At 70.6% G+C, this 26,673-nt stretch carries 29 protein-coding genes; 9 read left to right on the forward strand and 20 right to left on the reverse strand.

All coding sequences use genetic code 11. The features are described from left to right. Window positions 1-59: 59 nt before the first annotated feature. The 3 genes from ACIA6A_RS24925 to pafA form a co-directional block, all read right to left on the reverse strand. Complete coding sequence (locus tag ACIA6A_RS24925) at window positions 60-1,307, reverse strand: erythromycin esterase family protein (RefSeq protein WP_396100248.1); 1,248 nt, start codon at window positions 1,305-1,307, stop codon at window positions 60-62. A gap of 169 nt (window positions 1,308-1,476) precedes the next feature. Then, the gene (locus ACIA6A_RS24930; protein WP_396100249.1) at window positions 1,477-1,698 is read right to left on the reverse strand and encodes a hypothetical protein; all 222 of its coding nucleotides are present in this window, start codon (window positions 1,696-1,698) and stop codon (window positions 1,477-1,479) included. A 26-nt stretch (window positions 1,699-1,724) separates the two neighbouring features. Next, window positions 1,725-3,083: a Pup--protein ligase gene (gene pafA / locus ACIA6A_RS24935; protein ID WP_396100250.1), complete on the reverse strand. Its 1,359-nt coding sequence runs from the start codon at window positions 3,081-3,083 to the stop codon at window positions 1,725-1,727. A 118-nt stretch (window positions 3,084-3,201) separates the two neighbouring features. Here pafA and rfbB point away from each other — a divergent pair, with 118 nt between their 5' ends. Continuing rightward, the gene (rfbB, locus tag ACIA6A_RS24940) at window positions 3,202-4,176 is read left to right on the forward strand and encodes a dTDP-glucose 4,6-dehydratase (protein WP_396100251.1); all 975 of its coding nucleotides are present in this window, start codon (window positions 3,202-3,204) and stop codon (window positions 4,174-4,176) included. On the opposite strand, the gene ACIA6A_RS24945 is transcribed toward rfbB, so the two are convergent. The 7 genes from ACIA6A_RS24945 to arc all read right to left on the reverse strand — a co-directional run bounded on the left by ACIA6A_RS24945 (window position 4,173) and on the right by arc (window position 10,536). Beyond that, window positions 4,173-4,553: a VOC family protein gene (locus tag ACIA6A_RS24945; protein ID WP_396100252.1), complete on the reverse strand. Its 381-nt coding sequence runs from the start codon at window positions 4,551-4,553 to the stop codon at window positions 4,173-4,175. The genes rfbB and ACIA6A_RS24945 overlap by 4 nt on opposite strands. 61 nt (window positions 4,554-4,614) lie before the next feature. Then, window positions 4,615-5,424, reverse strand: coding sequence for a proteasome subunit alpha (gene prcA, locus ACIA6A_RS24950; RefSeq protein ID WP_396100253.1), 810 nt, complete (start codon window positions 5,422-5,424; stop codon window positions 4,615-4,617). A 54-nt stretch (window positions 5,425-5,478) separates the two neighbouring features. After that, window positions 5,479-6,321: a proteasome subunit beta gene (prcB, locus tag ACIA6A_RS24955; protein WP_396100254.1), complete on the reverse strand. Its 843-nt coding sequence runs from the start codon at window positions 6,319-6,321 to the stop codon at window positions 5,479-5,481. Then, window positions 6,240-6,665 (reverse strand): endonuclease VII domain-containing protein, encoded by a 426-nt coding sequence (locus tag ACIA6A_RS24960; protein ID WP_396100255.1) that lies wholly within the window; start codon window positions 6,663-6,665, stop codon window positions 6,240-6,242. Before ACIA6A_RS24960 ends, prcB begins: the two co-directional genes overlap by 82 nt. A gap of 85 nt (window positions 6,666-6,750) precedes the next feature. Beyond that, window positions 6,751-6,966, reverse strand: a complete 216-nt coding sequence (locus ACIA6A_RS24965; protein WP_106124861.1) for a ubiquitin-like protein Pup — start codon at window positions 6,964-6,966, stop codon at window positions 6,751-6,753. Between the two features lie 115 nt (window positions 6,967-7,081). Next, window positions 7,082-8,602 (reverse strand): depupylase/deamidase Dop, encoded by a 1,521-nt coding sequence (gene dop, locus ACIA6A_RS24970; RefSeq protein WP_396100256.1) that lies wholly within the window; start codon window positions 8,600-8,602, stop codon window positions 7,082-7,084. 155 nt (window positions 8,603-8,757) lie between these two features. Continuing rightward, entirely contained in the window at window positions 8,758-10,536 is a 1,779-nt protein-coding gene (gene arc / locus ACIA6A_RS24975; RefSeq protein ID WP_396100257.1) for a proteasome ATPase, read from the reverse strand. 172 nt (window positions 10,537-10,708) lie between these two features. On the opposite strand from arc, the gene ACIA6A_RS24980 reads away from it, so the two are divergent. Further along, a complete protein-coding gene (locus tag ACIA6A_RS24980; RefSeq protein WP_396100258.1) occupies window positions 10,709-11,005 on the forward strand; it encodes a ferredoxin in 297 nt (98 codons plus the stop codon). A 33-nt stretch (window positions 11,006-11,038) separates the two neighbouring features. Here ACIA6A_RS24980 and ACIA6A_RS24985 read toward each other — a convergent pair whose 3' ends face one another. The 3 genes from ACIA6A_RS24985 to ACIA6A_RS24995 all read right to left on the reverse strand — a co-directional run bounded on the left by ACIA6A_RS24985 (window position 11,039) and on the right by ACIA6A_RS24995 (window position 13,906). Then, window positions 11,039-11,629, reverse strand: a complete 591-nt coding sequence (locus ACIA6A_RS24985) for a hypothetical protein (RefSeq protein WP_396100259.1) — start codon at window positions 11,627-11,629, stop codon at window positions 11,039-11,041. Between the two features lie 68 nt (window positions 11,630-11,697). Beyond that, entirely contained in the window at window positions 11,698-12,744 is a 1,047-nt protein-coding gene (locus ACIA6A_RS24990) for a tRNA (adenine-N1)-methyltransferase (protein ID WP_396100260.1), read from the reverse strand. 49 nt (window positions 12,745-12,793) lie between these two features. Then, window positions 12,794-13,906 carry a site-2 protease family protein gene (locus tag ACIA6A_RS24995; RefSeq protein WP_396100359.1) on the reverse strand — a complete coding sequence of 371 codons (1,113 nt, stop codon included), beginning with the start codon at window positions 13,904-13,906 and terminating at the stop codon, window positions 12,794-12,796. 117 nt (window positions 13,907-14,023) lie between these two features. Between ACIA6A_RS24995 and ACIA6A_RS25000 the strand changes: the two genes are divergently transcribed. The 4 genes from ACIA6A_RS25000 to ACIA6A_RS25015 all read left to right on the forward strand — a co-directional run bounded on the left by ACIA6A_RS25000 (window position 14,024) and on the right by ACIA6A_RS25015 (window position 19,209). After that, a complete protein-coding gene (locus ACIA6A_RS25000; protein WP_396100261.1) occupies window positions 14,024-14,959 on the forward strand; it encodes a RecB family exonuclease in 936 nt (311 codons plus the stop codon). A 77-nt stretch (window positions 14,960-15,036) separates the two neighbouring features. After that, window positions 15,037-15,723, forward strand: coding sequence for a response regulator (locus ACIA6A_RS25005; RefSeq protein ID WP_396100262.1), 687 nt, complete (start codon window positions 15,037-15,039; stop codon window positions 15,721-15,723). Window positions 15,724-15,904: 181 nt separating this feature from the next. Continuing rightward, window positions 15,905-16,672 (forward strand): ABC transporter ATP-binding protein, encoded by a 768-nt coding sequence (locus tag ACIA6A_RS25010; RefSeq protein ID WP_396100263.1) that lies wholly within the window; start codon window positions 15,905-15,907, stop codon window positions 16,670-16,672. After that, window positions 16,672-19,209 carry an ABC transporter permease gene (locus ACIA6A_RS25015; protein ID WP_396100264.1) on the forward strand — a complete coding sequence of 846 codons (2,538 nt, stop codon included), beginning with the start codon at window positions 16,672-16,674 and terminating at the stop codon, window positions 19,207-19,209. Before ACIA6A_RS25010 ends, ACIA6A_RS25015 begins: the two co-directional genes overlap by 1 nt. A gap of 80 nt (window positions 19,210-19,289) precedes the next feature. On the opposite strand, the gene ACIA6A_RS25020 is transcribed toward ACIA6A_RS25015, so the two are convergent. Both ACIA6A_RS25020 and ACIA6A_RS25025 read right to left on the reverse strand, forming a co-directional pair. Further along, complete coding sequence (locus ACIA6A_RS25020) at window positions 19,290-19,937, reverse strand: HAD family hydrolase (protein WP_396100265.1); 648 nt, start codon at window positions 19,935-19,937, stop codon at window positions 19,290-19,292. A 124-nt stretch (window positions 19,938-20,061) separates the two neighbouring features. Continuing rightward, complete coding sequence (locus ACIA6A_RS25025; protein WP_396100266.1) at window positions 20,062-20,814, reverse strand: neutral zinc metallopeptidase; 753 nt, start codon at window positions 20,812-20,814, stop codon at window positions 20,062-20,064. 133 nt (window positions 20,815-20,947) lie between these two features. Here ACIA6A_RS25025 and ACIA6A_RS25030 point away from each other — a divergent pair, with 133 nt between their 5' ends. Then, on the forward strand, window positions 20,948-21,922 hold the full coding sequence (locus ACIA6A_RS25030; RefSeq protein WP_396100267.1) for an aldo/keto reductase: 975 nt from the start codon (window positions 20,948-20,950) through the stop codon (window positions 21,920-21,922). Between the two features lie 7 nt (window positions 21,923-21,929). Further along, window positions 21,930-22,673, forward strand: a complete 744-nt coding sequence (locus tag ACIA6A_RS25035; protein WP_396100268.1) for a YqjF family protein — start codon at window positions 21,930-21,932, stop codon at window positions 22,671-22,673. Here ACIA6A_RS25035 and ACIA6A_RS25040 read toward each other — a convergent pair. From ACIA6A_RS25040 to ACIA6A_RS25060, 5 genes are all read right to left on the reverse strand, one after another. Further along, the gene (locus ACIA6A_RS25040) at window positions 22,670-23,113 is read right to left on the reverse strand and encodes an SRPBCC domain-containing protein (RefSeq protein ID WP_396100269.1); all 444 of its coding nucleotides are present in this window, start codon (window positions 23,111-23,113) and stop codon (window positions 22,670-22,672) included. The two genes, ACIA6A_RS25035 and ACIA6A_RS25040, sit on opposite strands and share 4 nt — an antisense overlap. Continuing rightward, on the reverse strand, window positions 23,110-23,454 hold the full coding sequence (locus tag ACIA6A_RS25045) for an ArsR/SmtB family transcription factor (RefSeq protein ID WP_396100270.1): 345 nt from the start codon (window positions 23,452-23,454) through the stop codon (window positions 23,110-23,112). The genes ACIA6A_RS25040 and ACIA6A_RS25045 overlap by 4 nt, the downstream gene beginning before the upstream one ends. Before the next feature lie 207 nt (window positions 23,455-23,661). Beyond that, a complete protein-coding gene (locus ACIA6A_RS25050; RefSeq protein WP_396100271.1) occupies window positions 23,662-24,207 on the reverse strand; it encodes a hypothetical protein in 546 nt (181 codons plus the stop codon). A gap of 33 nt (window positions 24,208-24,240) precedes the next feature. After that, window positions 24,241-25,083 carry a CDP-alcohol phosphatidyltransferase family protein gene (locus ACIA6A_RS25055; RefSeq protein ID WP_396100272.1) on the reverse strand — a complete coding sequence of 281 codons (843 nt, stop codon included), beginning with the start codon at window positions 25,081-25,083 and terminating at the stop codon, window positions 24,241-24,243. Window positions 25,084-25,126: 43 nt separating this feature from the next. Continuing rightward, window positions 25,127-25,948, reverse strand: a complete 822-nt coding sequence (locus tag ACIA6A_RS25060; protein WP_396100273.1) for a hypothetical protein — start codon at window positions 25,946-25,948, stop codon at window positions 25,127-25,129. Window positions 25,949-26,095: 147 nt separating this feature from the next. On the opposite strand from ACIA6A_RS25060, the gene hpt reads away from it, so the two are divergent. Next, a complete protein-coding gene (gene hpt / locus ACIA6A_RS25065; protein WP_396100274.1) occupies window positions 26,096-26,659 on the forward strand; it encodes a hypoxanthine phosphoribosyltransferase in 564 nt (187 codons plus the stop codon). Window positions 26,660-26,673: the final 14 nt, after the last annotated feature.

Below are 26,673 nucleotides of genomic sequence, written 5' to 3' on the forward strand. Positions count from 1 at the left end.
TGCTGCTCAGCGTCTACCGCGCGGACATCCCCGTGCTGCCGCCGGAGGGCTGAGCCCCGTCAGGCGCGGAAGGACCGGTCAGGCCCGGACAGCGTCGCCGCGGGAGCTGTCACGACCATGTCGAACGCCGCCCGCGGATCGGTCTCCATCTCGGCGCTCTGCGATCGGATGCCGGTCAGCGCCGGGCCCGGCGCCTGAAGATCGGTCACGGTGATCGAGGCGCCGAAACCGGCGTCCACCAGGGCCCGCTCGACGGTGCCGGCGCGCGGCGCCGGGAGCCCGACCTCGGCGACAGTGAAGCCCACCGGTGAATCCCCGGCGGGAAAAGCCATCTCCGGGACACTGCCCCCGGTGTGGGTCAACGCCACCGCCCGATAACCCGGGCCGAGGTCGCGAGCGAGGTAGTAGCCCATCGGGAAGGCGATGAGCTCACCGTCGACCATGACCGGCGTCTTCTGGAGGTGGTTGTTGTGGGCGACGACCACCATGCGCGCCTCCGGGTCGATCGCGGCCAGATGCCGGCGCACCGTGGCTGCCATGTAGTGCTCACGCAGTGACGGATCGCCGGACAGGCCGCCGCCGTCGAACAGGTCGTTCATGGCTCGCAGCTGGTAATCGGTGTGCCGGGCCGCCTCGAGGTGACGGCCGGCGGCGGCGCAGAGCTCAGGGCTGCTGCGTTCGGCGTACAGCGGCTCCATGGTCGTGAGCCGGAACGACAACCGGGCGAGAGTTGCGGTGAGAGCGTCCTGCCGGGCCTGTCCCAGGGCACCCCAGCGCGGCGCCGACACGGCTGCGGAACCACCGATGATCTCGTACGCGGTGGGCAGGACAGCATCCAGCAGCGCGGCCGCCTCCGGATCGACCACGCCCAGGAGGGCGGCCAGGTGATCGAGGTCGGCACGCGGGGTGAGCGTATTCGGGAGGTCGATGCCGATGATCGTCAACGGCTCCGGCCGGCCGTGGTTGTAGGCGCGCAACCAGCGCAGCAGGTGCCCGAACAGACCGGCGGTCAGCGGTGGCAGGACGATGTCGTCGATCTCACCGGCCAGCCATGGGTTGATGGCGGCGGCCTCCGCGGCACCGAGCTCGAACGCCAGCACGGTGACGCCGCATTCCTCGACGAGAAAGCGCAGCAGCCGGGCCCGGGCGAGAGCGAACTCATGGACGAAGTGGGCGCCCTCACCGATCCCGATGACCCGGGCGTCACCGAGAGCGGTGCGGAGCAGATCGAGATCGCTCAGCCCGGGCTCGGCCGGATCCAGGGTGCGCAGGACGGCGACATGACGACGAAAGGCGTTGAAAGACATGGTCGAACGCTCGATTCTCTGGCGGAGGGCACAGCGGTCAGGACGCGCGGCTGATGCCGCTGCGCCCCATGGGGTACCGCGTGCTGCTCAGAGAAAGAGGCTGCCGATGGGCATGCGCCGACCTTAGCAAGAGGCCACTCACGCAGCCGGAAGGGTTCAGGGCGGAACGTCAGTCGAAGAAGATCAGGTAGGCCCAGCCGAGCAGCAGCAGGCCCAGGATCGTGGCCAGCAGCCAGGTGGGGATCTTGTGGCCGCCCTGGCGGTTGCGGAGGATCTGGCCGCGGATGCGCGCCCGGCGGCGCTCGACGCGGGCCCACATGACCTGGTCCTGGGTGCGCTCGTCCTGATAGCCGGGCTGGTGCTGGTCGGGCTCGTGCGATGGTGATGTCATGGCCCGACCAGCCTAGCTGGCCCGTCCTACATGCTGGCGATCAGGCGTTCCACCCGTTCGTCGTAGGCGCGGAACGGATCCTTGCACAGCACCGTGCGCTGGGCCTGGTCGTTGAGCTTGAGGTGGACCCAGTCGACGGTGAAGTCGCGGCGTTTCTCCTGGGCGTGCCGGATGAACTCGCCGCGCAGGCGGGCCCGGGTGGTCTGCGGCGGGGTCTCCTTGGCCTCGAAGATCTCGAGGTCGTTGGAGATGCGGTCGACCGTCTTGCGCTTCTCCATGAGGGCGTACAGGCCCCGGCCGCGGCGCACGTCGTGGTACGCGAGGTCGAGCTGGGCGATCCTCGGGTGGGACATCGGGATCTCGTGCTTGGCCTGGTAGCGCTCGATGAGCTTGAGCTTGGAGACCCAGTCGATCTCGCGGGCGACCGGGTCGAGGTTCTCGCTCTCGATGGCGTTGAGGACGCGGCCCCAGAGCTCGACGACCCGCTTGGCGGTCTGGTCACCGCCGCGGCGCTCGACGAACTCGGTGGCCTTGGCGAGGTATTCCTGCTGGATCTCCAGTGCGCTGACCTCTTTGCCGTTCGCCAGGCGGATCTTGCGGCGGCCGGTGGTGTCGTGACTGACCTCGCGGATGGCCCGGATGGGGTTCTCCAGGGTGAGGTCGCGCATGACGACGCCGGCCTCGATCATCCGCAGCACGAGGTCGGCACTGCCGACCTTGAGCAGCGTGGTGACCTCGTTCATGTTGGAGTCGCCCACGATGACGTGCAGGCGGCGGTAGCGCTCGGCGTCGGCGTGCGGCTCGTCACGGGTGTTGATGATCGGCCGGCTGCGGGTGGTGGCGCTGGAGACGCCCTCCCAGATGTGCTCGGCGCGCTGGCTGAGGCAGAAGACCGCACCGCGCGGGGTCTGCAGCACCTTGCCGGCACCGCAGATCAGCTGACGGGTGACCAGGAACGGGATCAGGACGTCGGCGAGCCGGCCGAACTCACCGTGCCGCGACACGAGGTAGTTCTCGTGGCAGCCGTACGAGTTGCCGGCCGAGTCGGTGTTGTTCTTGAAGAGGTAGATCTCGCCCGCGATCCCCTCGTCGTGCAGGCGTTTCTCCGCGTCGACGAGGAGGCCTTCGAGGATGCGCTCGCCGGCCCGGTCGTGGGCGACGAGATCGGTGACGGAATCGCACTCAGGGGTCGCGTACTCGGGGTGGGAGCCGACATCGAGGTAGAGACGGGCACCGTTACGGAGGAAGACGTTGCTGCTGCGTCCCCAGGACACCACTCGGCGGAACAGGTAGCGGGCCACCTCGTCCGGGGACAGCCGCCGCTGACCCCGATAGGTGCACGTGACGCCGTACTCGGTTTCTAGGCCGAAAATTCGCCGTTCCATGACGAAACACTAGCCCCAGAAAGCTTCCCAACGGCAGTGACAACGCGCGCTTTCACCGCGCCGCAGCGTCATCAAGCCCGGGCGCAGGCCCACGACCTGCGGATACACTGCCGACTTGATGAATCTTTTGATCACCGGTGGGGCCGGCTTCATCGGTTCCTGGTTCGTGCGGGCGGCGCTACGGGACGAGCTGCCGGGTCTTTCCGGCGTGCACGTCACGGTTCTCGACAAACTCACGTACGCGGGGAACTTCGCCAACCTGGGCCCGGTGGCCGAGCATCCCCGCCTCGACTTCGTGCCCGGCGACATCACCGACACCGCCCTGGTCAACGCGATCATGGGGCGGCACGACCACGTCGTCCACTTCGCCGCCGAATCACACGTCGACCGGAGCATCGCCTCGAGCGACGAGTTCGCCCGCACCAACCTGCTGGGCACCCAGGTCCTGCTGGACGCCGCGCTGCGCCACGACATCACCCGGTTCGTGCACGTGTCCACCGACGAGGTCTACGGCTCGATCCCCACCGGTTCCTGGCGGGAGAACTCCCCGGTCGCGCCGAACTCGCCGTACGCGGCCACGAAAGCCGGCGCGGACCTGCTGGCGCTCGCCTACCACCGCACCCACGGCCTGCCCGTGACGGTGACCCGCTGCGCCAACAACTACGGGCCGTACCAGCATCCGGAGAAGCTCATCCCCCGCTTCGTCACCAACCTGCTGTCCGGCCGCACGGTGCCGCTGTACGGCGACGGGCAGCAGGTCCGCGACTGGGTGCACGTCAGCGACCACTGCCGGGCCACCGCCCTGGTGCTCACCGCCGGCCGGCCGGGCGAGGTCTACCACATCGGCGGCGACAAGGCGCTGACGAACAAGGGGCTGACCGGGCTGCTGCTGAGAGCGTGCGGCGCCGACTGGGAGAGCGTGGTCACCGTCGAGGACCGCAAGGGCCACGACCGGCGGTACGCCCTGGAAGACGGCAAGATCCGCCGCGAGCTGGGTTACCGCCCGGAGGTGGAGTTCGCCCAGGGCCTCGCCGAAACCGTCCAGTGGTACCGCGACCACGAGGAATGGTGGCGACCGCTGGTGATCGACTAGGAGTTGCGTTCGGAGGTGCTGCGCTCGACGCAGAACTCGTTGCCCTCGGGGTCGCGCATCGTCACCCAGCCACGGCCGTCCGGCAGGCGGTGGTCCTCGAACACCGTCGCGCCCAGCGCCAGCATCCGCTCCACGAACTCGTCGCGGGTGCCCACCGGCGGCTCGATGTCGAGGTGGACCCGGTTCTTGACGGCCTTCGCCTCGGGCACCGCCACGAACAGGATGCCCGGCGACCCGTCACCGGGGCCGAACAGCAGCGCTTCCTCGTCGTCGAACTCCGGATCCATCCGGTAACCGGTCACCTCCGCCCAGAACCGGGCCAGCCCGGCCGGATCGTGCGCGTCGACGGTGATGTGGCGGACCGCGTTGATGACCATCCGCGCATCATACGAAGCCGTGCGTGGGCCCGGTTCGCACACCGGGCCCATCGCGCGGACCTCAGGAATCCTTGTCCTTGCCCTCGGTGTCCACCGAGGCCGCCGACACCGTCGGCTTGTCGTCGGCCGGGGCCGGGGCCGTCGCGTCGCCACGCTCCGGCTCGGGCTGGTCCTTGCCGCCCTTGAGCAGCGACTCCAGCGCCGCGTCGGAGATCCGGCGGAACGTCCGGCCCCGACGGCGACGGTCCAGGACCGCCACCTCGAGCTGGGCCGCACCCAGCTCACGGGACGCACCGTTCTCCCCGCCGACGCTGCCGAGCCCCTTGACCGCCAGGGCCAGCGCCGTCGCCAGATCCGCGGTCACGTCGTGGCGCTCCTTGAGCACCGTGGAGATCGCCTCGGCGGAACCGCCCATGGCCATGAAGCCCGGCTCGTCCATCACCGAGCCGTCGTACGTGATGCGGTAGAGCTCGTCGGCGGCCGGGGTCGCCCCGACCTGCGCGACACAGATCTCCACCTCGTACGGCTTCTGGGTCTCGGAGAAGATCGCACCGAGCGTCTGGGTGTAGGCGTTGGCGAGAGCACGGCCGGTCACGTCACGACGGTCGTACGCGAGGCCGTTGAGGTCGGCCATCCGCACCCCCGCCCGGCGCAGGCTCTCGAACTCGTTGTACCGGCCGACGGCGGCGAACCCGATCCTGTCGTACAGCTCGCTGATCTTGCGCAGCGTGGTGAGGTTCTCGGCGACCAGCAGGATGCCGCCCTCGTACGTGAGGACGACGGCGGAGCGGCCGCGGGCGATGCCCTTGCGGGCGTACTCCGAACGGTCGCGCTGGACCTGCTCGGGTGAGGCGTAGAACTGCATGGCCACGGGTGGCTACTCCTTACGATGACCGGAATCGGGAGACGAGCAGATGCGGGGCGCTCAGCCGCCCGGGTTCTCCATCCGGCCGGCGACCACGGCCTCGGCCACCGCGGTGACCTCGGCGTCGGTGAGCCGGTGCGTACCCTCGGCCGTCGCCGTCATCACCACCGGGTAGATCTTGCGGGTGAGGTCCGGGCCACCGGTCGCGGTGTCGTCGTCCGCGGCGTCGTACAGCGCCTCGACCGCGAGACGCACGGCGTCGGCGGAACTGACCCCCGCGCGGTACTTCTTCTTCAGCGCGGACTTCGCGAACAGCGAACCGGACCCGATCGCGTCGTAGCCGGTCTCCTCGTAGAGCCCGCCCGCGACATCGAAACTGAAGATGCGCCCGGCCTTGGTCTCGTCCAGCGGAGCCAGGTCAAAGCCCGCGAACAGCGGCACCACGGCCAGACCCTGCATGGCCGCGCCCAGGTTGCCGCGCACCATGGCGGCCAGGCGGTTCGCCTTGCCGTCGAGCGAGAGCATCGCGCCCTCGATCTTCTCGTAGTGCTCCAGCTCCACCTGGAACAGCCGCATCAGCTCGATGCCGATACCGGCCGTGCCGGCGATACCGATGAGCGAATACGCGTCGGCGGGGTGCACCTTCTCGATGTCCCGGCTGGCGATCATGTTGCCCATCGTGGCCCGCCGGTCGCCGGCCATGACCACACCGTCGGTGGTCGCGATGGCCACGATCGTCGTGCCGTGCGGCGCCAGGTCCCCGGCCGAGAGCCCGGGAGGAAGCGGCCGGCGCCCGGGCAGGAGCTCGGGAGCGGCCTGGGTCAGGAACTGCGTGAAGGAGGATGTCCCCGCGTTGGTGAACACATCTGGAAGACGCCCGGATGGATCAAAACCCGCTGCCACGTGGTTCCTTTCAGATATGCGATCGCGCCGGCGAGGAACACCGGGTCGTCCCGGAACCGCCCCAAGCCGCCATTGCAGTTGAAGCACAATATCCCGCGCACCCAGCCGGTGCGATGATCGTGATCGACATGTTGGGGATCATCTGCGCCACAGATAGCACACATGCCCCCCTGCCGGGCAAGCATCTCGTCAAAGTCCCGCTGCCCGATCCCATAGCGCTGACGCAGGCCGGGCACCGGCGAGCGCCGCTGCTCCCCGGTCCCCCGCTTCCGGCGCGACACCGTCGACCGTTCGGCGGCGCACTGTTTGCAATTGAACGCCGAACCCTCGGGCTCGTCGTCCATTGCGGTGGCATTCAGAGAAAGGAAGCACACGCCTGCACGCGGGGGCCTGGCTTACCGATCGGCTCTCGCAAATCAGACATAAGCCTCACTGGCCGCCTTTTTGCACATACCCTCTCACAAATTCTTCGGCGTTCTCTTCGAGAACCGAGTCGATTTCGTCGAGGAGGTCATCGACGTCCTCGGTGATCTCGGCGTGGCGCTCGGCGACCTCGGGGTTGGCCTCGGTCGTGACGTCTTCGATCTCTTCGTCGCGCTTGCCCTTGCCGGACTGCGACTGGCCGCCGGTGTCTCGAGTTGCCATCGGTGTCCCCCTTCAAGACCCAACCGCTTCGGGTTGGGAAAAACCTACCTCGCGGATACGACGAAAACCGGTGCGGCGCCGCGTGTTTCTCGCTTCGCGGCGCCGCGAGGGCTCCTCACCGGCTGGTGATCAGCTCGAGCAGGTCCTTCGCGGTGTCGCACTTGTCGAACAGCGCGCCCACGTGCTTCCTGGTGCCCCGCTCGGGTTCCATCATCGGGACCCGGACGAGGGACTCCCGGCCGACGTCGAAGATGACCGAGTCCCAGCTGGCGGCGACCACTTCGGACGCGTACCGGGCGAGGCACTGGCCGCGGAAGTACGCCCGGGTGTCCTCGGGCGGCTCCACCATCGCGCGGCGGATCTCCTCCTCGTCGAGGAGCGTCTTCATCGAGCCACGGGCCACCAGGCGGTGGTAGAGGCCCTTCTCCGGACGCACGTCGGAGTACTGCAGGTCGACGAGGCCGAGCTTCGGTGAGGACCAGGCGAGGCTCTCCCGGTCGCGGTAGCCCTCGAGCAGGCGCAGCTTGGCGACCCAGTCGAGTTCGTCGGAGCACGTCATGGGGTCGTCGCCGAGCCGGGTGAGGACGCTCTCCCAGCGCGCGAGGACGTCGGCGGTCTGGTCGTCCACGTCGGCGCCGTACCGCTCCTCCACGAACGCCTTGGCGCGCTCGTAGTAGGCCCACTGCAGATCGAGGGCGGTGAGCCGGCGGCCGTCGCGCAGTCGCATGAGGTGCTTGAGGGACGGGTCGTGGCTGACCGCCTTGAGCTCGGAGACCGGGTCGGCGATGCCGAGTTCGCCGGTGAAGACCTTCTCCTCGATCATGTTGAGGATCAGCGCCGTGGTGCCGACCTTGAGGTACGTGGAGATCTCGGAGAGGTTCGCGTCACCGATGATCACGTGCAGGCGGCGGTACTTGTCGGCGTCGGAGTGCGGTTCGTCGCGGGTGTTGATGATCGGTCGCTTGAGGGTGGTCTCGAGTCCGACCTCGACCTCGAAGAAGTCGGCGCGCGACGAGATCTGGAAACCGGCCCCGGAGCCGTCCTGCCCGATGCCGACCCGGCCGGCGCCGCAGAAGATCTGCCGGGTGACGAAGAACGGGGTGAGGTGCGCGACGATGTCCGCGAACGGGGTCTGCCGGCGCATCAGGTAGTTCTCGTGCGACCCGTACGACGCGCCCTTGTTGTCGGTGTTGTTCTTGTAGAGCTGGATCCGGTGGGTGCCGGGGATGGTCGCGGCGCGGCGGGAGGCTTCCGCCATGACCCGTTCGCCGGCCTTGTCCCAGCGGACGATGTCCAGCGGGGTGGTGCACTCGGGGGTGCTGTACTCCGGGTGGGCGTGGTCGACGTAGAGGCGGGCGCCGTTGGTCAGTATGACGTTGGCCAGGCCCAGGTCCTCGTCGGCGAGTGCGTCCGCCGGGTCGTACGCCGCTCCGGAGTAGGTGAATCCGCGGGCGTCGCGCAGCGGCGACTCCTCTTCGTAGTCCCACCGGGCGCGGCCACCGCGGTTGTTGAGTTCCGGCCGGGCCCCGTACGCGTTGACGACCTGTGACGACGTGACCATCGGGTTGGCGCCGGGCTGTCCGGGCACGCTGATCCCGTACTCGACCTCGGTGCCCATAATCCGCCGAACGCTCATGCGACCACTCCGCCCGCCACTGTGCTGCCGTTGCCCATGTATCGAGCCTAGACGCTTTCGTAGCACTTCTCGCCCCGGGCTGTACCCGGGGCGACACGCTGGGTAGAGAAAACGCGGGCGAGGGACAAGCCCTCGCCCGCGTCTCTGCGGTTCTGCTACAGGTACTGACCGGTGTTGCTGGCCGTCTCGATGGAGCGGCCGGCCTCGGCGCCCTTGCCACCGGAGACGAGCGTACGGATGTAGACGATCCGCTCGCCCTTCTTGCCGGAGATGCGGGCCCAGTCGTCGGGGTTGGTGGTGTTGGGCAGGTCCTCGTTCTCGCGGAACTCGTCGACGCAGCTGTCGAGCAGGTGCTGCAGGCGCAGCCCCTTCTTGCCGGAGGTGAGGAACTCCTTGATCGCCATCTTCTTGCCGCGGTCGACGATGTTCTGGATCATCGCGCCGGAGTTGAAGTCCTTGAAGTACAGGACCTCCTTGTCACCGTTGGCGTAGGTGACCTCGAGGAAGCGGTTCTCCTCGGTCTCCGTGTACATCCGCAGGACGACGGCCTCGATCATCGCGGCCACCGTGACGTCCCGGTCGTTGCCGTGCTCGGAGAGGTCCTCCGAGCTGAGCGGCAGGCCGGACAGGATGTACTTGGCGAAGATGTCCTTGGCCGCCTCGGCGTCCGGACGCTCGATCTTGATCTTCACGTCGAGCCGGCCGGGCCGCAGGATCGCCGGGTCGATCATGTCTTCCCGGTTGGAGGCGCCGATGACGATGACGTTCTCGAGGCCCTCGACACCGTCGATCTCGCTGAGCAGCTGCGGGACGATGGTGTTCTCGACATCGGAGGAGACGCCGGAGCCACGGGTACGGAAGATGGAGTCCATCTCGTCGAAGAACACGATGACCGGCGTGCCCTCGCCGGCCTTCTCCCGGGCCCGCTGGAAGACCAGGCGGATGTGCCGCTCGGTCTCGCCCACGTACTTGTTGAGCAGCTCGGGACCCTTGATGTTGAGGAAGTAGCTGGTGTGCTTCTCCTCGCCGCGGCGCTCGGCGATCTTCTTCGCCAGCGAGTTGGCGACCGCCTTGGCGATCAGGGTCTTGCCGCAGCCGGGCGGGCCGTAGAGCAGGATGCCCTTCGGCGGGCGCAGCTGGTGCTCCCGGAACAGGTCGGCGTGCAGGAACGGCAGCTCGACCGCGTCGCGGATCTGCTCGATCTGCGAGTGCAGGCCACCGATGTCGGTGTAGTCGACGTCGGGGACCTCCTCGAGGACGAGCTCCTCGACCTCGCTCTTCGGGATCCGCTCGTAGGCGTACGCCGAGCGGGGCTCGATCATGAGCGAGTCGCCGGCGCGCAGCTTCGAGACGATCAGGCTGTCGGCGAGGTGGACGATGCGCTCCTCGTCGGAGTGCGAGACGACCAGGGCCCGGTCTCCGGGACCGCCGTCGGGGTTGTCCAGCACCTCTTTGAGGAGGACAACCTCGCCGACCCGCTCGTAGCCGAACGCGTCGACCACGTTGAGAGCGTCGTTGAGCAGGACTTCCTGCCCGCGCTTGAGCTCCTCGGCCTCGAGGGACGGGGAGATCGCGACACGGAGCTTGCGACCGCCGGTGAAGACATCGACGGTGCCGTCCTCGTGGGCGGCCAGGAAGACGCCGTAGCCGCTGGGCGGCTGGGCGAGCCGGTCAATCTCTTCTTTGAGAGTGACGATCTGAGCGCGGGCTTCCTTGAGGGTCGCCACGAGCCGGTCGTTGTTCTCGGTCACTCGGGAGAGCTGCGCCTGCGTTGCCGCGAGCCGTTCCTCGAGCTGACGGACGTGTCGGGGGCTCTCGGTCAACTTCCGCTTCAACAGGGCGAGTTCCTCTTGCAGGAAACCGACCTGACTGGAGAGATCGTTGGCCTGTTTCTCCCAACGTGCGGCGCTTTCCGCCTCGTCGCTACGTGCCACGTCCCACCTCCCCGGGGGCTCGAACGTTCTGACGTCAACACTAACCGCTGAAGGGCGGATTTCGACCCATGCAACACCCTCGTCACTGAAGCTTGATCGATCGGGGCAGGTGGGCGCACCGAGTGGTCAGGGGGTTCGGGTACCGTCGGGCGGAGCGATCAGGGAGGTGCCCGTGTCCGTACGGACCGGTACAGACGAGCTTGAGGTCTGGGTCGACCAGGACCTGTGCACCGGTGACGGGCTGTGTGTGCAGTACGCACCGGAGGTGTTCGAGTTCGACATCGACGGCCTCGCGTACGTCAAGGACAGCGCCGGTGAGCTGCTGCAGAGCCCCGGGGTGCGGACCGGCGTCCCGGCGCACCTGGTGCTCGAGGTGATCGACTCGGCCAAGGAGTGCCCGGGCGACTGCATCCACGTCGTGCGCCATTCCGACGACGTGGAAGTGGCCGGCCCGGAGGCCGACGACTGATCGGTCCCGGTCAGGAATCGGCCGAAAGAAATGTCACAGTGTCGGACGGCCGACCAAAGATGCGACAACCCGGGAAAATTCCTCCAAACGGGCGATCTGCCCCGGCCCGCCGTCGTCGAGGGTCTTGCCGAAGCGCAGCGCGTCGTGCCGCAACGCCGCCCGGCCCTCCTCCTCGGCCACCCCGGGCGGGGGCACCGCGTCGTCGACGGAACTCAGCAACAGGTACACATCGATGCTGTCGACCCGGGCCTGCCCGCTCGAGGTGCGGGTGAGCCGCCGGCGGCAGCCCACCTCGGTCACCGTCGACAGCGGCACCACGCGCAACGACGAGGTCATCGACCCGACCGGGCCGTCGCCGGGCGCCACGTCCTCGCCGTGCCACAGCACCAGCCGGCTGCCGTCACAGATGACGACCTCCTGCCAGACGCCGTTGACCTCGTTGACGAAGCGTTCCAGCGTGAAGCACAGCACGGACGCGCCCCGCAGGACCCCGAAGAGGGCGTCGAGCGCCACCTCAGGGTCCCGCAGGTAGGCGCGGGCGGCCGAGTCCAGGTCCTCGTACGGCGACCAGTCGGGGAACACAGCCGGCATCTCGTTGCTGCCCCCGAACGGCGGAGAACTCATCGCGCCCACCCGTTCCCTCCCAAGCCCGATCAAATCCGCGTGGAAACTACCGGATGGCGGCCCGGGCGTCACGCGCCGGGATCGGTCTCCGTCTCCACGCCCTGGGTAACCACTGTCTCGTGGATCACGGCCGGCTCCGGCGGGGCGACCTCGGCTGCCGCCGCAGCGTCGAGCGCCGCTGTGTCCCCACCGACGCCTGGACTATCAGTCAGCCGAGCCAGGGCCGCGCGGCGCAACGCGTACGCCTCGGCGCCCTTGCTGGGCTTGCGGCGCCGCGGCGGTGCCGTCACGCCGGGGGCGAGCCTGCGGGCCGACACCAGGAACGCGGTGTGCGCGACCATCCGGTGGTCCGGGCGCACCGCGAGCCCCTCGGCGTGCCAGTCGCGCACCAGCGACTCCCAGGCCCGCGGCTCGGTCCAGCCGCCGCGCTCACGCAGCGCCTCCACCAGCTCGGACAGCTGCGGGGTGGTGGCCACGTAACCGATGAACACGCCACCCGGGATGAGCGACCGCTCGACCATCTCGAGGGTCTCCCAGGGGGTCAGCATGTCGAGGATGATCCGGTCGAAGCCGGTCTCGGTGTTGCCCGCGACGTCACCCTGGTGCAGGTTCCAGGCCGGGTGCGGGCCGCCGAAGAACGCTTCGACGTTCTTGCGGGCGATCGCCAGGAAGTCGTCCCGCAGCTCGTACGAGTGCAGCTCACCGCTGCTGCCGACGGCCCGCAGCAGCGAGCAGCTCAGCGCGCCGGAACCGGCGCCGGCCTCGAGGACCTTGGCGCCCGGGAAGATGTCACCCATGGCCACGATCTGCGCCGCGTCCTTCGGGTAGATCACCTGGGCACCGCGCGGCATCGACAGCACGTAGTCCGACAGCAGGGGGCGCAGCGCCAGGTAGGCGGTGCCGCCCGCGGAGACGACGACGCTGCCGTCGGGGAGCCCGATCAGCGCGTCGTGCGCCAGGGCGCCGCGGTGGGTGTGGAACTCCTTGCCGGGCTCCAGGACGATGGTGTGCATGCGGTTCTTGGGATCCGTGAGCTGCACGCGGTCGCCCGGACGGAACGGCCCCCGGTGGGCGGGCACGACTTCATGGGCGACGGTGTTGTCCTGAACGGTCACTGATCCCTCTCTCGGTGTATCACCTGGTGCCGGCCCCTCTCTCGATGTGTCATCCGGTGCCGGCAGGGCGTCCACGGCGGCGCGGCTCCAGCACCTCGGCCAGGTCGGCGACGTGCAGCACGCCGACGACATCCTCGCCTGCCGTCACCGCGTACTGTGCACCCGGGTGGGCCTGGACGGCCTTGACCACCTGCTCGCCGGTCAGATCGACGGCCAGCACCGGCAGCCGGGCGAGGTCGCGGGCGACGGTGTCGACCGCCACCCAGGGTCGCCGCTCGGCAGGCACGGACGCCGCCGCGGCGTCGTCGACGACCGCGACCACCCGCCCGCCGGCGTCCGCCACGGCCAGACCACCGCGCTCGATCCCGGATTCCCCGGCGCGGCGTTGTGCCTCCGCGAGCGGCGTGCCGGAGGGTACGGACACCAGCGGGCGCGCCAGCCGGGCCAGGTCGACCAGGGGGAACCGGCGGGTCATCCGAGCGAGCCGGATCGACTGCCCGGCACCCTGCCACAGCGTGAACGTCACCAGCAGGATGAAGACCACCCCGAACAGGGTGATCACCTCGAGGCGGTACAGCGTGATCACGGCGAACGCGGTGAGCAGCGCGATCCCCCGCCCGGCCCACGCGGCGGCCTCGGTGGCCCGGTTACGGTCCTTCAACAGCGCCCAGAGCCCTGCCCGCAGCGCGCGCCCGCCGTCCAGCGGCAGCCCCGGCAACACGTTGAACACCGCCACGATGACGTTGCTCGCGGCGAGCTGGAACGCGATCTCCCCGGCCACGGTGCGTTCCGGCAGCGCGAACGCGGCCCCGGTGGCGAGCGCGCCCAGCACGAACGACACGGCCGGCCCGGCGAGCGACACGAGCGCGTCGACCCGCGGTGTCGGCGAGTCGCGGTCCATCTCCGTGAAGCCGCCGAGCAGTTCCAGGGTGATCCCGCGCACACCGATACCGAAGTGCCGGGCGGTCAGCGCGTGGCCGAGCTCGTGCAGCAGCACCGAGCCGAGCAGGCAGACCACGAAACCGAGGCCGACCGCGTACGCGAAGGGGGTGGCCAGGCCCAGCTGGGTCTCGGCATAACCGCCGTAGACGACCGTGACCAGCAGCGCGAGCAGCACCATCGAGGGGCTGGCGAACAGCGGGATGCCCAGCACCCGGCCCATCGACCGGCCGGCTCGCCGGGCGGGCGGTTGCTGCGGGGCGTCGTCGTCCACGGCGTCGATGCTACGGACCGACCCTGAGAGGGGTTTTTGTCGTACCGCTGTCCTAGCCTTACCGGCATGACGGCAGAAGCGGTTACGTCCCCATCGTCCCCAGTGCTCCCCCCGGAGAGCGCTGGGTCGCCCCTGCCGGGGGTCGCCGGGCCGTCGCTGTCCCCGTCGCGGGCGGCGGATTTCAAGACCTGTCCGCTGCTGTTCCGCTTCCGGACCATCGACCGGCTCCCCGAGCAGCCCACCCGCGACCAGGTCCGCGGCACGCTGGTGCACGCCGTGCTGGAGCGCCTGTTCGACCTGCCGGCCGCCGACCGCACCCCCGAGGCCGCGGCCTCGCTGGTGGCGCCGCAGTGGGAGCGCCTCGCGGCCGAGGAGCCGGCGTTGTCCGTGCTGTTCGAGGCCGGGGCGGCGACCGAGGAGGTCGTGTCGCTGGAGACGTTCCTGACCAGCGCGACCGGCCTGCTCGACGGCTACTTCGCGGTGGAGGACCCGCGCCGGCTGGAGCCGGCCGAGCGGGAGACCCTGGTCTCCACGCTGGTCAACGACGAGCTGCTGATCCGCGGCTACATCGACCGGCTCGACGTCTCCCCCGCCGGTGACCTGCGGGTGGTCGACTACAAGACCGGCGGCGCGCCCCGCGAGGCGTTCGAGGGCCGGGCGTTGTTCCAGCTCAAGTTCTATGCCCTGGTGCTGTGGCGCACCCGTGGTGTGGTGCCCCGCGTGCTGCGCCTGCTCTACCTCAAGGACGCCGAGGTCCTCGACTACAGCCCGGAGTCCGACGAGCTGGAACGCTTCGAGCGCACCCTGGTCGCCCTGTCGCAGGCCATCGAGCGGGCCAAGCAGGACAAGGACTTCCGTCCCAAACCGAGCCGGCTCTGCGGCTGGTGCAGCCACAAGGAGTTCTGTCCCGAGTTCGGCGGCACGATCCCGCCGTACCCCGACCGGCCCGTCACGGCCCTGCCCCTCACCGCGATCCCGGTCACCTCGGCGGTGGACGACTGACGGATCCACGGCAGCCCCGGACCGGCCCGATCGCCTAGGGTGAGCGCCAGGTCGATCAGGTTTCGCGGGAGGGTGCGGTGACGGTCGTCGTGACCCGGACGGTGCGGGTGCTGCTCGCCCACGACCAGCCGATGCTGCGGTCCGGGCTGCGGATGGCGCTGTCCGGTGCCGAGGGCCTGGCCGTGGTCGGTGAGGCCGGCGACGGCGTGGAGGCGGTCGACCTGTCGCGGCGGCTGCTGCCCGACGTCGTGGTGATGGACCTGCGGCTGCCCCGGCTGGACGGCCTGGGCGCCACCCGCGGCATCGTCGCGTCCGGCCTGCCGGTCCGGGTGCTGATCATGACCGGTTACGAGGCCGACGAACACGTGCTGGGGGCGGTCGCCGCGGGTGCCGCCGGTTACCTCGGCAAGGACGCGCCGGCGCACGAGCTGGTCGCGGCCATCCGCACCGTCGCCGCGGGCGGGGCCGTCGTCGCCCCGCTCATCCTGGGACGCCTGCTCGCCCGGGTCGCCGAGCTGCTGCCCGCGGCCGAGACCGCCGCGACCGTGGCCCCGGCCCTGGAGTCACTCACCGACCGTGAACGCGAGGTCCTCGTCCACGTCGCCCGCGGCCACTCGAACGCCGAGATCGCCCGGGCGCTGACCGTCAGCGAGACCACCGTCAAGACCCACGTCGGCCACGTCCTGACCAAGCTGCGGCTGCGCGACCGGGTCCAGGCCGTCGTCCTCGCCTACGAGACCGGCCTGATCCGCCCCGGCAACTGACCACGAGAACGCCTGTCCTCGGTGCGGCATAGGGGGTAACCCTGAGCTGTCATGGGTGGCCACCCCCACCGGAATCTCCGCGTCGCGCTCCGCCCGCAGGCGGACGTCCGGAACCGATCCCGGCGAAAGACTGATCCGGCCGGGCAGCGAGCCCGGCGTGACGGTTTCCCAGGGGGCGACAGTGACAGCGACGAATGCCGGCGGACCGGCCGCGGCGCGGGCGAGCGAGGTCTGGAAGGTCTACGGCTCGGGCGAGGCCCGGGTCGTCGCGTTACGCGGGGTGAGCGCGGACTTCGAGCGGGGCCGCTTCACCGCCATCATGGGCCCGTCCGGCAGCGGCAAGTCCACGCTCATGCACTGCCTGGCCGGGCTGGACACGGTCGACCGCGGCACCGTGCACATCGGCGACACCGAGGTCAGCGGCCTCGGCGACAAGCCTCTCACCCGGCTGCGCCGCGACCGGATCGGTTTCATCTTCCAGCAGTTCAACCTGCTGCCCACGCTGAGCGCGGCGGAGAACATCCGGTTGCCGCTGGACATCGCCGGCCGCAAGCCCGACCCGGCATGGTGGGACGTGGTCATCGACACCGTCGGGCTGCGCGACCGGTTGTCGCACCGGCCCAGCCAGCTCTCCGGTGGTCAGCAGCAGCGGGTGGCGTGTGCCCGGGCGCTGGTGGGCCGGCCCGACGTGGTGTTCGCCGACGAACCCACCGGCAACCTCGACTCGCGCTCCGGCGCCGAGGTGCTGGGGTTCCTGCGCTCGAGTGTGCGCGAGCACGGGCAGACCATCGTCATGGTCACCCACGACCCGGTCGCCGCGAGTTACGCCGACCGGGTCGTGTTCCTGGCCGACGGGGAGATCGTCGACGAGCTGCACGGCCCGACCGCCGAGACCGTGCTCGACACCATGAAGCGGCTGGACACCCGCGGCGAACCGGTGATGATCTGATGCTGCGCGCCACACTCAAGAGCCTGCTGGCCAGAAAGCTGCGGCTCGTGCTGTCGGGGCTGGCCGTCGTGCTCGGCGTCATGTTCGTGGCCGGGGCGTTCGTGGTCACCGACACCCTGAGCCGGTCGTTCGACACCATCTTCGCCGACGCGTACTCGACCACCGACGTCGGCGTCACCGCGAAACCCCGGATCGCCGTCGACGAGCTCGAGGGCGAGGAGGTCGCCGCACCCCTGCCCGCGGCCGCCATCGAGAAGATCAGAGCAACTGCCGGCGTACGGTCCGCGGTCGGTCTCGTGGAGGCCGACGGCGCCCGGGTGATCGGCAGCGACGGCAAGGTCCTGACCTCGATGGGACCGCCGCGGATGGGCACGGTGTGGACCGGTACGGACGACCTGGTCCAGCTGCGCGAGGGCCGGGGCCCGGCCGCGGACGGCGAGATCGCGGTCAACGCCACCGTGGCGAAGGCGGCCGGGATCACGGTCGGTGACCGGGTCGGCGTGCTGACCCTGGAGCCGAGGAAGGAGTTCACCCTCGTCGGCGTGTGGGGGTACAGCGGCGACCGGGACAGCCTCGGCGGGGTCCAGGAGGTCGCGTTCACCGAGCCGGTCGCGCAGCGGCTGATGCTCGGCGCCACCGGTGTCTACTCCTCGGTGCGGGTGCAGGCCGGCGACGGCGTCACCCCCGAGCAGCTGCGTGACGCGCTCGTCCCCGCACTCGGCGCGGACTACGTGGTCCGGACCGGCGCGCAGATGGCCGAGGAGAACGCGGCCGGCCTGCAGCAGGGCCTGAGCTTCTTCAACCGGATCCTGCTCGGCTTCGCCGGTGTCGCCCTGTTCGTCGGGGTCTTCCTGATCCTCAACACGTTCTCGATCATCGTCGCCCAGCGCACCCGGGAACTGGCCCTGATGCGCGCGCTGGGCGCGTCCCGCCGCCAGGTCGTCACCTCCGTACTGGTGGAGGCGGTCGTCATCGGCCTGCTCGCGGCGGTTCTCGGCCTGGCCGCCGGGGTGGGTGTCGGCTGGCTGCTGGCCGACCTGTTCGGCACGTTCGGGGGCGGCGGGCTGCAACTGGCCCCCGTCGGCGTGCCGGTGGCGGCCGTGATCAGCTCCTTCACGGTGGGCGTGCTGGTCACCGTGGTCGCCGCGGTCCTGCCGGCGCTGCGCGCCTCGCGGATCGCGCCGGTCGCGGCGATGCAGGACGTCGCCACCCCGGACCGGCCGCTGAGAACCATCAGTGTGGCCGGTGGAGCGGTCACGGCCGCCGGGGCCGCCGCCCTGGGCACCGGCCTGTTCGCCGACGCCGGCGGCGCCGACCTGTGGCTGATCCTCGGCGGGGTGCTGGTGTCCTTCGTCGGGATCGCGCTGCTCACGCCGCTGATCAGCCGCCCGGTGGTGGGTCTGCTCGGCCGCCTGTTCTCGTGGTCGCTGCCGGGCCGGCTCGGCCGGCTCAACTCGGGCCGCAACCCGCGCCGCACGGCGATCACCGCGGCCGCGCTCATGGTCGGCATCGCCCTGGTCACCGGCGTCACGGTGATCATGGATTCGGCCAAGAGCAGCCTCAAGGCCGAGGCCACCCGGATCCTCAAGGCCGAGATCACGATCTCGGGCGACCAGAACGGCCCGCGGCCGCCCACTTACGACCCGGCCGTCGTGCGGGCCGCAGCGGACCTCCCGAGGGTACGGTCGGCCGCCGGCATGTGGAGCGACCAGGTCGTCATCGACGGCAAGCGGCAGTCGGCGGACGCCACGGACGACCTGCCGAGGCTCGCCGACGCGTTCGGGGTGACCGCGGCCCCGCTGAAGGACGGCGAGATGACGGTCAGCGTGCCCCGGGCCGCGGAGAACGGCTGGGCGGTCGGTGACGTGGTGACCGTCCAGGCCGCCCGCGGGGACCCGCACAAATACACGATCGTGAGCACGTTCGCCGAGGACGTCCTGCCCGCCAACATCCTGCTGCCGGCCACCGCGGCCCGGGACTTCGGCATCTCCCAGCCGTCCCTGGGCTTCGTGCGCCTCGACGACGGTGTCGCCGTGTCCGCGGTGCTCCCCCAGGTCAAGGCGTTGCTGGCGGACAGCCCCGAGGTGACGGCGACGGACTCGGCGGCCTTCATCGACCAGCAGGCCGCCAGCTTCGACACCGTCATCACGATGATCCAGATCCTGCTGGCGCTGGCCATCCTCATCGCGGTGCTCGGGGTGGTCAACACCCTCGCCCTGTCGGTGCTCGAACGGACCCGGGAACTCGGCCTGCTCCGGGCGGTCGGGCTCGGCCGGGCCCAGACGATGCGCATGGTGACGGTCGAGGCGGTGGTGATCTCGGTCTTCGGTGCGCTGCTCGGCGTGGTCGTCGGCGCGGGCATGGGCACCGCGGTGACCAAGGCCCTCGAGGGCGAGGGCATCACCGACCTCGTGCTGCCCTGGACCCGGATGGGCACCTACCTGGCCCTGGCGGCGGTGGTCGGCGTGATCGCGGCCGTCCTGCCGGCGATCCGGGCGGCCCGCCTCGACATCCTGGGCGCGATCGCCCACGACTGACCCGGCCGGAGCGTGCGTCCCGGGACAGCGGGGCGCACGCTCAGCGAGCCCGGTCCACGGTGCCGGTCATCGTGGGCCCGTCACGCGACCGCCTCGGCAAACAGCGTGCCGAGGTAGGCCGGGTCGACGCCGACGAGGGTGTCGCGCAGGTGCAGGCCGTCGGCCGGGGGCAGCTCGAGCTCGGCCGGGACGGCCAGCACCGCCGCGCCCGCGGCCAGGGCGCTGGCCAGGCCGGTCGGGGAATCCTCGATGGCGACGCAGTCGGTGATCGCGACGCCGAGCAGACCGGCCGCCGTACGGTAGGGCGCCGGGTCCGGTTTGGGGGCCGACACCTCGTCGCCGCACACGACGGCGTCGAAATTCTCCCGGCCGAGCGTGTCGAGGGCGACCTCGACCAGGCGGCGTCCGGTGGAGGTGACCAGCGCGGTTGCGACGCCGGCCGCGCGGACGGCGTGCAGCAGCTCCATCGCACCGGGGCGCCACACCAGGCCGTCGGCGAACAGCTCCTCGACGCGGCCCTCCAGCCAGGCGATGTCGGCGGCCTCGTCACGATCGGGCTGGCCGAGGTCGTCGCGCAGGATCCGCATCGAGCGGCCCATGCTGCTGCCGACCATCGCGATCCGGGCACCCGGAGACAGGGAGCCACCGGCGTGGGCCGCGAGCTCGTGCAGTGCCACGTCCCACACCTTCTCGCTGTCGATCAGGGTGCCGTCCATGTCGAAGAGCACCGCAGCGGGAAGTCGTACTGCCGGAAGTCGTGTTGTCAGGGCGTGCCTCCTGCGCGCGTACCGGATCCGTCCTGGTCATTCTTGCCTGCCGGGGCCACCCGCGTGGCCCGGTGTGACCGGCCCCTCAGGTCAGGTCGCAGGGCTCCAGGGAGTCGTTGTAGCCGTTGCTGAACGCCCGGGTGCGCTGCTTGGCCGTGCCGTGCGCGTTGTCGGCGAACCACGGCTGGCCGGGGTCGTCACCGACGGCGTCGAGGCCGGCCGCCAGCTCGCCGAGGTCACCCTTCTCCAGGCGCAGGCTCTCCGCCTTCTCCATGTCGCCGATGTAGGCGCCCGCCATGCAGTCGGCCTGCAGCTCCTGCTCGATCGTGAACTGCTTCTGGATGTTGAGGCGGCGCTGGATCGCATGGGCGTACTCGTGGCCCAGCAGGTAGAAGATGAACGCGTCGCCGATGTCCTGGAACGCGCCGAAAGCCCAGTTGGCGTCGTACGCGATGAAGTCACCCGCGGAGCAGTAGGCGGCGTTGTTGAGCCCGAGCGGCTGGTCGCCGCACCCGACCTCGCCGTCCCGCTCGTACGGGATCAGCTGGGCGACGGGCTCGAAGTCGAGGCCGGACTTGTCGAACTGGTCCTTCCAGTACTTCTCCGCGATCGAGCGCGCGTCGTCGACGTCGGACCGGAACTCCTCGACGGTGTCCGTGCCGTCGACGTCGGGGTCCAGCGGTTCTTTCGGCGCCGCGGCCCTCGTGGTGGTCGCCACCGGCCGGGCCGGGCCGCCGGCCTGGTCCTCCGGCTGCGGCGCGGCGACACAGCCGAGGGCGACCAGCGCCGCGGCGACGAGGACTGCGAGTGCGAGATTGTTGCGGTGCGGCACCGGCATGCGGGTCCTCCGAGGGCTTGCGTGACCGGGGTTACATCCACGATACGGAGCACGGCACAACCCGGTTCAGCATGTGGTTCTGGCCACTGCCGAAGCCCGGGCGCGTCGCGGTGCCCGGGCGTAGTTTTCAGCCATGGAAAAGGTGTCGCTGGCCGGGCTCGAGGTCTCCCGTGTGGGGCTCGGATGCATGGGCATGTCCGCGTTCTACACGGGCCGCAACACCGACGACGCCGAGTCGGTGCGCACCATCCACCAGGCCCTCGACCTCGGCGTGACGTTCATCGACACCGCCGAGCGCTACGGCCCGTTCACCAATGAGGAGCTGGTCGGCCGGGCCATCGCCGGGCGCCGCGACGAGGTCGTGCTCGCCACCAAGTTCGGGCTGATGTCGCATCGCTCCGGCGACCCCGGGCGCCGCGTCGACGGCCACCCCGACAACGTGCGCGCCTCGGTCGAGGGGTCGCTCCAGCGCCTCGGCGTCGACCACATCGACCTCTACTACCAGCACCGGATGGACCCCACCGTGCCGGTGGAGGACACCGTCGGGGCGATGGCCGACCTGGTCCAGGCCGGCAAGATCCGCCACATCGGCCTGTCCGAGGCCGCCCCCGCGACGATCCGCCGGGCCCACGCCGTGCACCCGGTCACCGCGGTCCAGTCGGAGTATTCACTGTGGACCCGCGACCCGGAGGCCGAGGTGCTGCCGGCACTGCGCGCGCTCGGTATCGGCCTGGTGCCGTACTCGCCGCTCGGCCGCGGGTTCCTGACCGGGGCGATCACGTCCCCGGACGACTTCGACGAGGACGACTTCCGCACGGGCAACCCCCGCTTCCAGGGTGCCAACTTCACCGCGAACCTGCGCATCGTCGACGAGGTCAGGGCGGTGGCCACCGAGGCCGGCGCGACCCCGGCCCAGGTCGCGCTGGCCTGGGTCCTGGCCCAGGGCGACGACATCGCGCCGATCCCGGGCACCAAGCGGGTGAGCCGGGTGCGGGAGAACGCCGCCGCCGGCGCCGTGGCCCTGACCGCCGGGCAGCTCGCCCGGTTGTCGGCGATCCGGCCACCGGCCGGTGACCGCTACGCCGACATGACCCCGGTCGGGCGCTGAGTCCGCCGTGCCCACCGAGGACGTGACCCCCGAGGATGTGACCCCCGAGACGAGCCGCCCGGTGCGCCGGCCGTGGCTCGTGCAGAGCTGGCGTGACCTGGCATTCCTGCACTGGGCGGTGCCCCCGGCGGCGGTCGCGCCGCTGCTGCCCCGCGGCACCGTGCCGGACACCCTCGACGGGGTCACCTACGTGGGGCTGATCGGGTTCCGGATGATCGGGCTCGGACCGTTGCGCGGCCCGGGCCTGCCCTACCTGGGCACGTTCTGCGAGACGAACGTGCGGCTCTACAGCGTGGACGCCCAGGGCCGGCGCGCGGTCGTGTTCCGGTCGCTGGACGCGGAACGGCTGCTGCCGGTGCTGACCGCGCAGGCGCTGCTCCGGCTGCCGTACAAATGGTCCCGGATGCGGTTGGAGAAGGACGGCGACGTGCTGCGGTACACGAGCCGCCGGCGCCCGTCCGGGCCGTCGAGTTCCTTCTCGGTACGCGTGGGCGAGCCGCTGATCGAGCCGTCGCCCGTGGAGCACTTCCTGACCGCGCGCTGGGGCCTGCACACCCGCGCCTGGGGCCGCACGATCCACCTGCCGAACGACCACCCCCGCTGGCCGCTGTTCCGGGCCGGCCTGCTGGAGCTCGACGACGGCCTGGTCACCGCCGCCGGCCTGCCCGCCATGACCGGCCCGCCGGACAGCGTCCTCTACTCCCCCGGCGTCCCGGTCACCTTCGGCGGGCCGGGCGTGGCCGCGGCTTAGAACAGCTTGTCGAGTTTGGTGAACGAGGCTTCCCAGGCCTCGTTCGCGCCGGCCGACCACGCCGGCGGATAGGGGCTGTGGGTCAGGACCAGGCGGGTCCGCCCGTCCGGCTCGTCGTGGAACGCGAAGCGGACGGTGAGCGTGTCCCCGGGGAATCCGTCCACCGCGGACATGTCCTCGGTGCCGACGAGCAGCTCGTTCTCGACGACCTCGGTGAAGGCCATGTCGATCGGCACGGTCTGCGCCGGATCGGCGTCGTTGACCATGGTGAACCGCTGATGGCCGCCGGGCCGGGCGACGAGGTCGACGGTGCCGGGCGGCACGGTCCAGCCGACCGGGCCGAACCATCGGGCCAGCTGCTCCGGGTCGGTGAACGCGCGGTAGACCACCGCGCGGGGCGCGTCGAAGATGCGGGTCATGACAAGGTCGGTGTCGCTCATGGCGTTGTCTCCTCCGAGGAATCCTGGACGCGCCGCAGATGCGCGTCGAGCCGGGTGAAGCTGTCGTCCCAGAACCGCCGGTAGCCCTCCATCCAGGCGGTGGCCTCGCCCAGCGGCCCGGCCTCCAGGCTGCTGGAACGCCACTGCGCGGTGCGGCTGCGGCGGATCAGGCCGGCGTGCTCGAGCACCTTCAGGTGCCGCGAGATCGCCGGGAGGCTGATCGCGAACGGCTCGGCGAGCTGGGTCACCGTGGCGTCGCCCTCGGCGAGGCGGGCCAGGATCGCGCGCCGGGTCGGGTCGGCGAGCGCCGCGAAGATCGTGCTGAGCCGGTCTGAGGTCACTGTTTAACACCCTCGTTAATTAACGAACACGTTAAACATAGAGGCCGCGGCGTTCGCGGTCAACGAACCCGGGAGGCGAACCCGGGAGGCGGGCGCGGGAGGCGGGCGCGGAAGGCGGGCGCGGAAGGCGGGCGCGGAAGGCGGGCGCGGAAGGCGGGCGCGGAAGGCGGGCGCGGAAGGCGGGCGCGGAAGGCGGGCGCGGGAGATTCAGACGCGGGAGGGGATGCGGCGGTGGAGCTCGGCGAGCAGGACCTCAGGGCCGGGTGACATCAGGCCCACGTCCAGCAGGAACGCCGGGTTCGAGCGGCGGCGCATCACGCGGGGGCGGCGGCCACGGCCGGGGATCTCGGTGACCTCGGTCATCGCTGTGGGCGTGATGACCAGCTCGGTGAACGGCCCCCAGCGACGCAAACCTACCGACGCGATCGCCGACCAGGGCAGGTGCACGCCGCGCCGGCCGGTGGCGGCGAACTCCAGGCCCCGCATGGAGCTCTTGAGCCAGCCGAACCGGTTCCAGGCCAGCAGGACGATCAGACCCGACGCGACCACGGGTACGACCAGCAGGCTCTCCGCGACGGTCACGATGTCGCCGGCCGTGGGGCGGATCCCGAAGGCGAGCAGGACCAGCAGGTACAGCCCCCGGCAGACCAGCCACACCAGGGCGATCACCCACAGCATCGTCACGAAGACCTCGGCCCGGGGCTGGAAGAACGTCGTCGCGTCCTCGCCGATCTCGAGGGGATGATCATGCACCTGTCCAGTGTGCCGGAGATGTCCGGTCCCGGATCAGGTGTTGGCGGAACTCGTGACCCCGGCCATGGCGCGATCGTAGCTGCGGGTCGCCGTGTACAGCCGGTAGATGAGCAGCAGCTCGAAACCCATGATCAGGACCGCCGACAGGATCGTCACCGCGACGACGTGGCCGGTCAGCGGGCCGACGATGAAGATGAACATCTGGAACTCGATGCCGCTGAACAGGTGCGCGCGGATGCGGTGCCGGACCAGCAGGTCGCGGAGCCTGGCGAGCGGGCCGAGCCGGGCGCGGAAATCCTGGTACATGTCGGCGACCGGGGCCGCTTCGCCCGTACCCATCGTGGGTTGCGGGTCGGTCCCGGCCCGCACCGCTTCCAGCCGGCGGCGCATGTCGTTCTTGACCTTGCCCATCTGCAGGGCGTTCAGGTATCGGAACATGTCGAGGAAGATGACCAGGCCCGCCAGCCACAGGAAGTGGATGTCACCGGTCCGCGCGTACTGCCCGCCCATGAGGGCGACCGCGCAGACCAGGACACGCAGGCGGTCGAAGACGTAGTCGAGCCAGGCGCCGAAGACCGAGCCGGTGCCCTTGAGCCGGGCGATCTTGCCGTCCATGCAGTCGAGCACGAAGCTCAGGTGGAACCAGACCGCGCCGGCGACCAGCCACGGGTAGTCGCCATGCGCGAAGAAGTACGCCGAGACCAGGCCGAGCAGGAACGCACCCATGGTCAGCACGTTCGGCGTCAGCCACCCGACCGGCGCCACGAGCCACACCAGCCGCGCGGCCAGCGGATCGACCAGCCACACCGTCCACCAGGCGTCGCGATCCTTGTACGTGCGCGTGCGGATCTCGCCGAGCGTGAACCGCTGTGCCATGCCTCACTGTAAAAACTACTATGTCGGTTTTGGGGCCGAACGACTAAATAATCGCGTACGCGGAGACGGCCGCGACCATGAGCAGCCCCGCCCCGACATGACGGGTGGCCGGGCGCAGCACCGCGACCACGCCCGCGACCAGGGCGCCGATCCCGGTCGTGACCAGGCCCACGGTCAGCACCAGGTCCGGGTCCGGGGCAGCCGGCAGCAGTCCCCGACCGGTCAGGAAGAACACGGCCGGGACCCCGGCGAGGACGAGACCGGTGAGGAAACCCAGGTCACGGCGGGGCGGCGCGGAGACCGTCAGCACCGCGTCGCCGAACGGGCCCGGCGCGGGCTCGAGCCGGAACTCGTACCCGGCGCTGTCGAAGGCCCGCAGCGCCGGTGGCTCGGCCCGCTCCTGCACCCACAGGCCCCCGGCGGTCCAGAGCCCGCGGCAGACCCCGGTCAGCTCCCGGAACGCGATCGGCACGTCGCGCAGCAGCAGGCTGCGTTCCCGGCGCAGACGCCACGGGCCGTCCCGCACCGTGCCGCGGCTGCGGGCCATCGGGGTGACCGGCAGGCGCAACGTGGTCAGGGCGTGCTCGAGCCGGCGTCCGACCGCCGCCTCGGCGCGCCGGGGACGCAGGGCCCAGCGCACCGCCCGTACCAGAAAGGCATTGCCGAGAGCGCACACCGCGGCCAGCAGGATCCCGGCGACGCGCGGCGGCACACCGCCCAGCGGCCCCGTGGGGAGCAGCAAGCCGGCCGGCAGCGTCAGGGCCAGCACTGCGGCCCGGGCCACCGGCAGGGCCGGGAAAGCGCTCAAAAGGGTGACCACTGCCACGTACGCGGCGATCACCGGCCCCGCCCGCCGAGTGCCCATTTCCGCAGTCTGCGCTGCCCGCGGGCCGGCCGTCCGCAAGATCGCGGTTCCGGGTCGTCCACCGGCCGCGTGATGTCCGGTTGGCCCGGCCCGGCCCGCGTGTCAAGATTCCGGCGCAGGACACGCACGGGCGTCGAGGGGGACGGTGTGGACGCTGAGCACGTGGCGGGTGAGCTCGCATCGGTACTGCTGAGCGAGGAACAGATCAGCAGCCGGGTCGGTGAGCTGGCCCACGAGATCGAGGCGGCGTACGCGGGCCGCGACATCGTGCTCATCGGCGTGCTGGGCGGTGCGGCGACGTTCACCGTCGACCTGGCCCGGGCGCTGACGGTCCCCGCCGAGATCGGCTGGATGGCGATGCGGTCCTACACGACGAGCAAACGCAGCTCTGGAGCCGTCCGCCAGCTCAAGGACCTGGACCTCGACATCGAGGGCCGCGACATCATCCTCGTCGAGGCCGTCATCGACACCGGCCTGACCATGTCCTGGCTGCTGAACAACCTCGCCACCCGGCGCCCCGCGTCGATCGCGGTCTGCGCCCTGCTGCGCAAACCCGACGGCCCGGCGTTCGACGTACCGGCCTATGTGGGCTTCGACGTGCCCGCCGGCCTGATCGTCGGCTACGGCCTGGATCATCGCGGCCGCTACCGCAACCTGCGCTGCGCGGCGCTGCTCGCCCCGGGACCGTCCGCCCCACCCGGCGCACGCTGACCGGCAGATGCTTG

It is taken from the genome of Actinoplanes sp. NPDC051494 (assembly GCF_044454705.1).
Taxonomy (GTDB): Bacteria; Actinomycetota; Actinomycetes; order Mycobacteriales; family Micromonosporaceae; genus Actinoplanes.

Excerpts from the sequence above, each read along its gene's own strand:
- ACIA6A_RS24925 (WP_396100248.1), bottom strand. The coding sequence starts at position 1,307 with ATGTCTTTCAACGCCTTTCGTCGTCATGTCGCCGTCCTGCGCACCCTG.
- ACIA6A_RS24930 (WP_396100249.1), bottom strand. The coding sequence starts at position 1,698 with ATGACATCACCATCGCACGAGCCCGACCAGCACCAGCCCGGCTATCAG.
- pafA (WP_396100250.1), bottom strand. The coding sequence starts at position 3,083 with ATGGAACGGCGAATTTTCGGCCTAGAAACCGAGTACGGCGTCACGTGC.
- rfbB (WP_396100251.1), top strand. The coding sequence starts at position 3,202 with ATGAATCTTTTGATCACCGGTGGGGCCGGCTTCATCGGTTCCTGGTTC.
- ACIA6A_RS24945 (WP_396100252.1), bottom strand. The coding sequence starts at position 4,553 with ATGGTCATCAACGCGGTCCGCCACATCACCGTCGACGCGCACGATCCG.
- ACIA6A_RS24960 (WP_396100255.1), bottom strand. The coding sequence starts at position 6,665 with ATGGACGACGAGCCCGAGGGTTCGGCGTTCAATTGCAAACAGTGCGCC.
- ACIA6A_RS24965 (WP_106124861.1), bottom strand. The coding sequence starts at position 6,966 with ATGGCAACTCGAGACACCGGCGGCCAGTCGCAGTCCGGCAAGGGCAAG.
- dop (WP_396100256.1), bottom strand. The coding sequence starts at position 8,602 with ATGAGCGTTCGGCGGATTATGGGCACCGAGGTCGAGTACGGGATCAGC.
- ACIA6A_RS24985 (WP_396100259.1), bottom strand. The coding sequence starts at position 11,629 with ATGAGTTCTCCGCCGTTCGGGGGCAGCAACGAGATGCCGGCTGTGTTC.
- ACIA6A_RS24995 (WP_396100359.1), bottom strand. The coding sequence starts at position 13,906 with ATGGGCCGGGTGCTGGGCATCCCGCTGTTCGCCAGCCCCTCGATGGTG.
- ACIA6A_RS25000 (WP_396100261.1), top strand. The coding sequence starts at position 14,024 with ATGACGGCAGAAGCGGTTACGTCCCCATCGTCCCCAGTGCTCCCCCCG.
- ACIA6A_RS25015 (WP_396100264.1), top strand. The coding sequence starts at position 16,672 with ATGCTGCGCGCCACACTCAAGAGCCTGCTGGCCAGAAAGCTGCGGCTC.
- ACIA6A_RS25025 (WP_396100266.1), bottom strand. The coding sequence starts at position 20,814 with ATGCCGGTGCCGCACCGCAACAATCTCGCACTCGCAGTCCTCGTCGCC.
- ACIA6A_RS25030 (WP_396100267.1), top strand. The coding sequence starts at position 20,948 with ATGGAAAAGGTGTCGCTGGCCGGGCTCGAGGTCTCCCGTGTGGGGCTC.
- ACIA6A_RS25040 (WP_396100269.1), bottom strand. The coding sequence starts at position 23,113 with ATGAGCGACACCGACCTTGTCATGACCCGCATCTTCGACGCGCCCCGC.
- ACIA6A_RS25055 (WP_396100272.1), bottom strand. The coding sequence starts at position 25,083 with ATGGCACAGCGGTTCACGCTCGGCGAGATCCGCACGCGCACGTACAAG.
- ACIA6A_RS25060 (WP_396100273.1), bottom strand. The coding sequence starts at position 25,948 with ATGGGCACTCGGCGGGCGGGGCCGGTGATCGCCGCGTACGTGGCAGTG.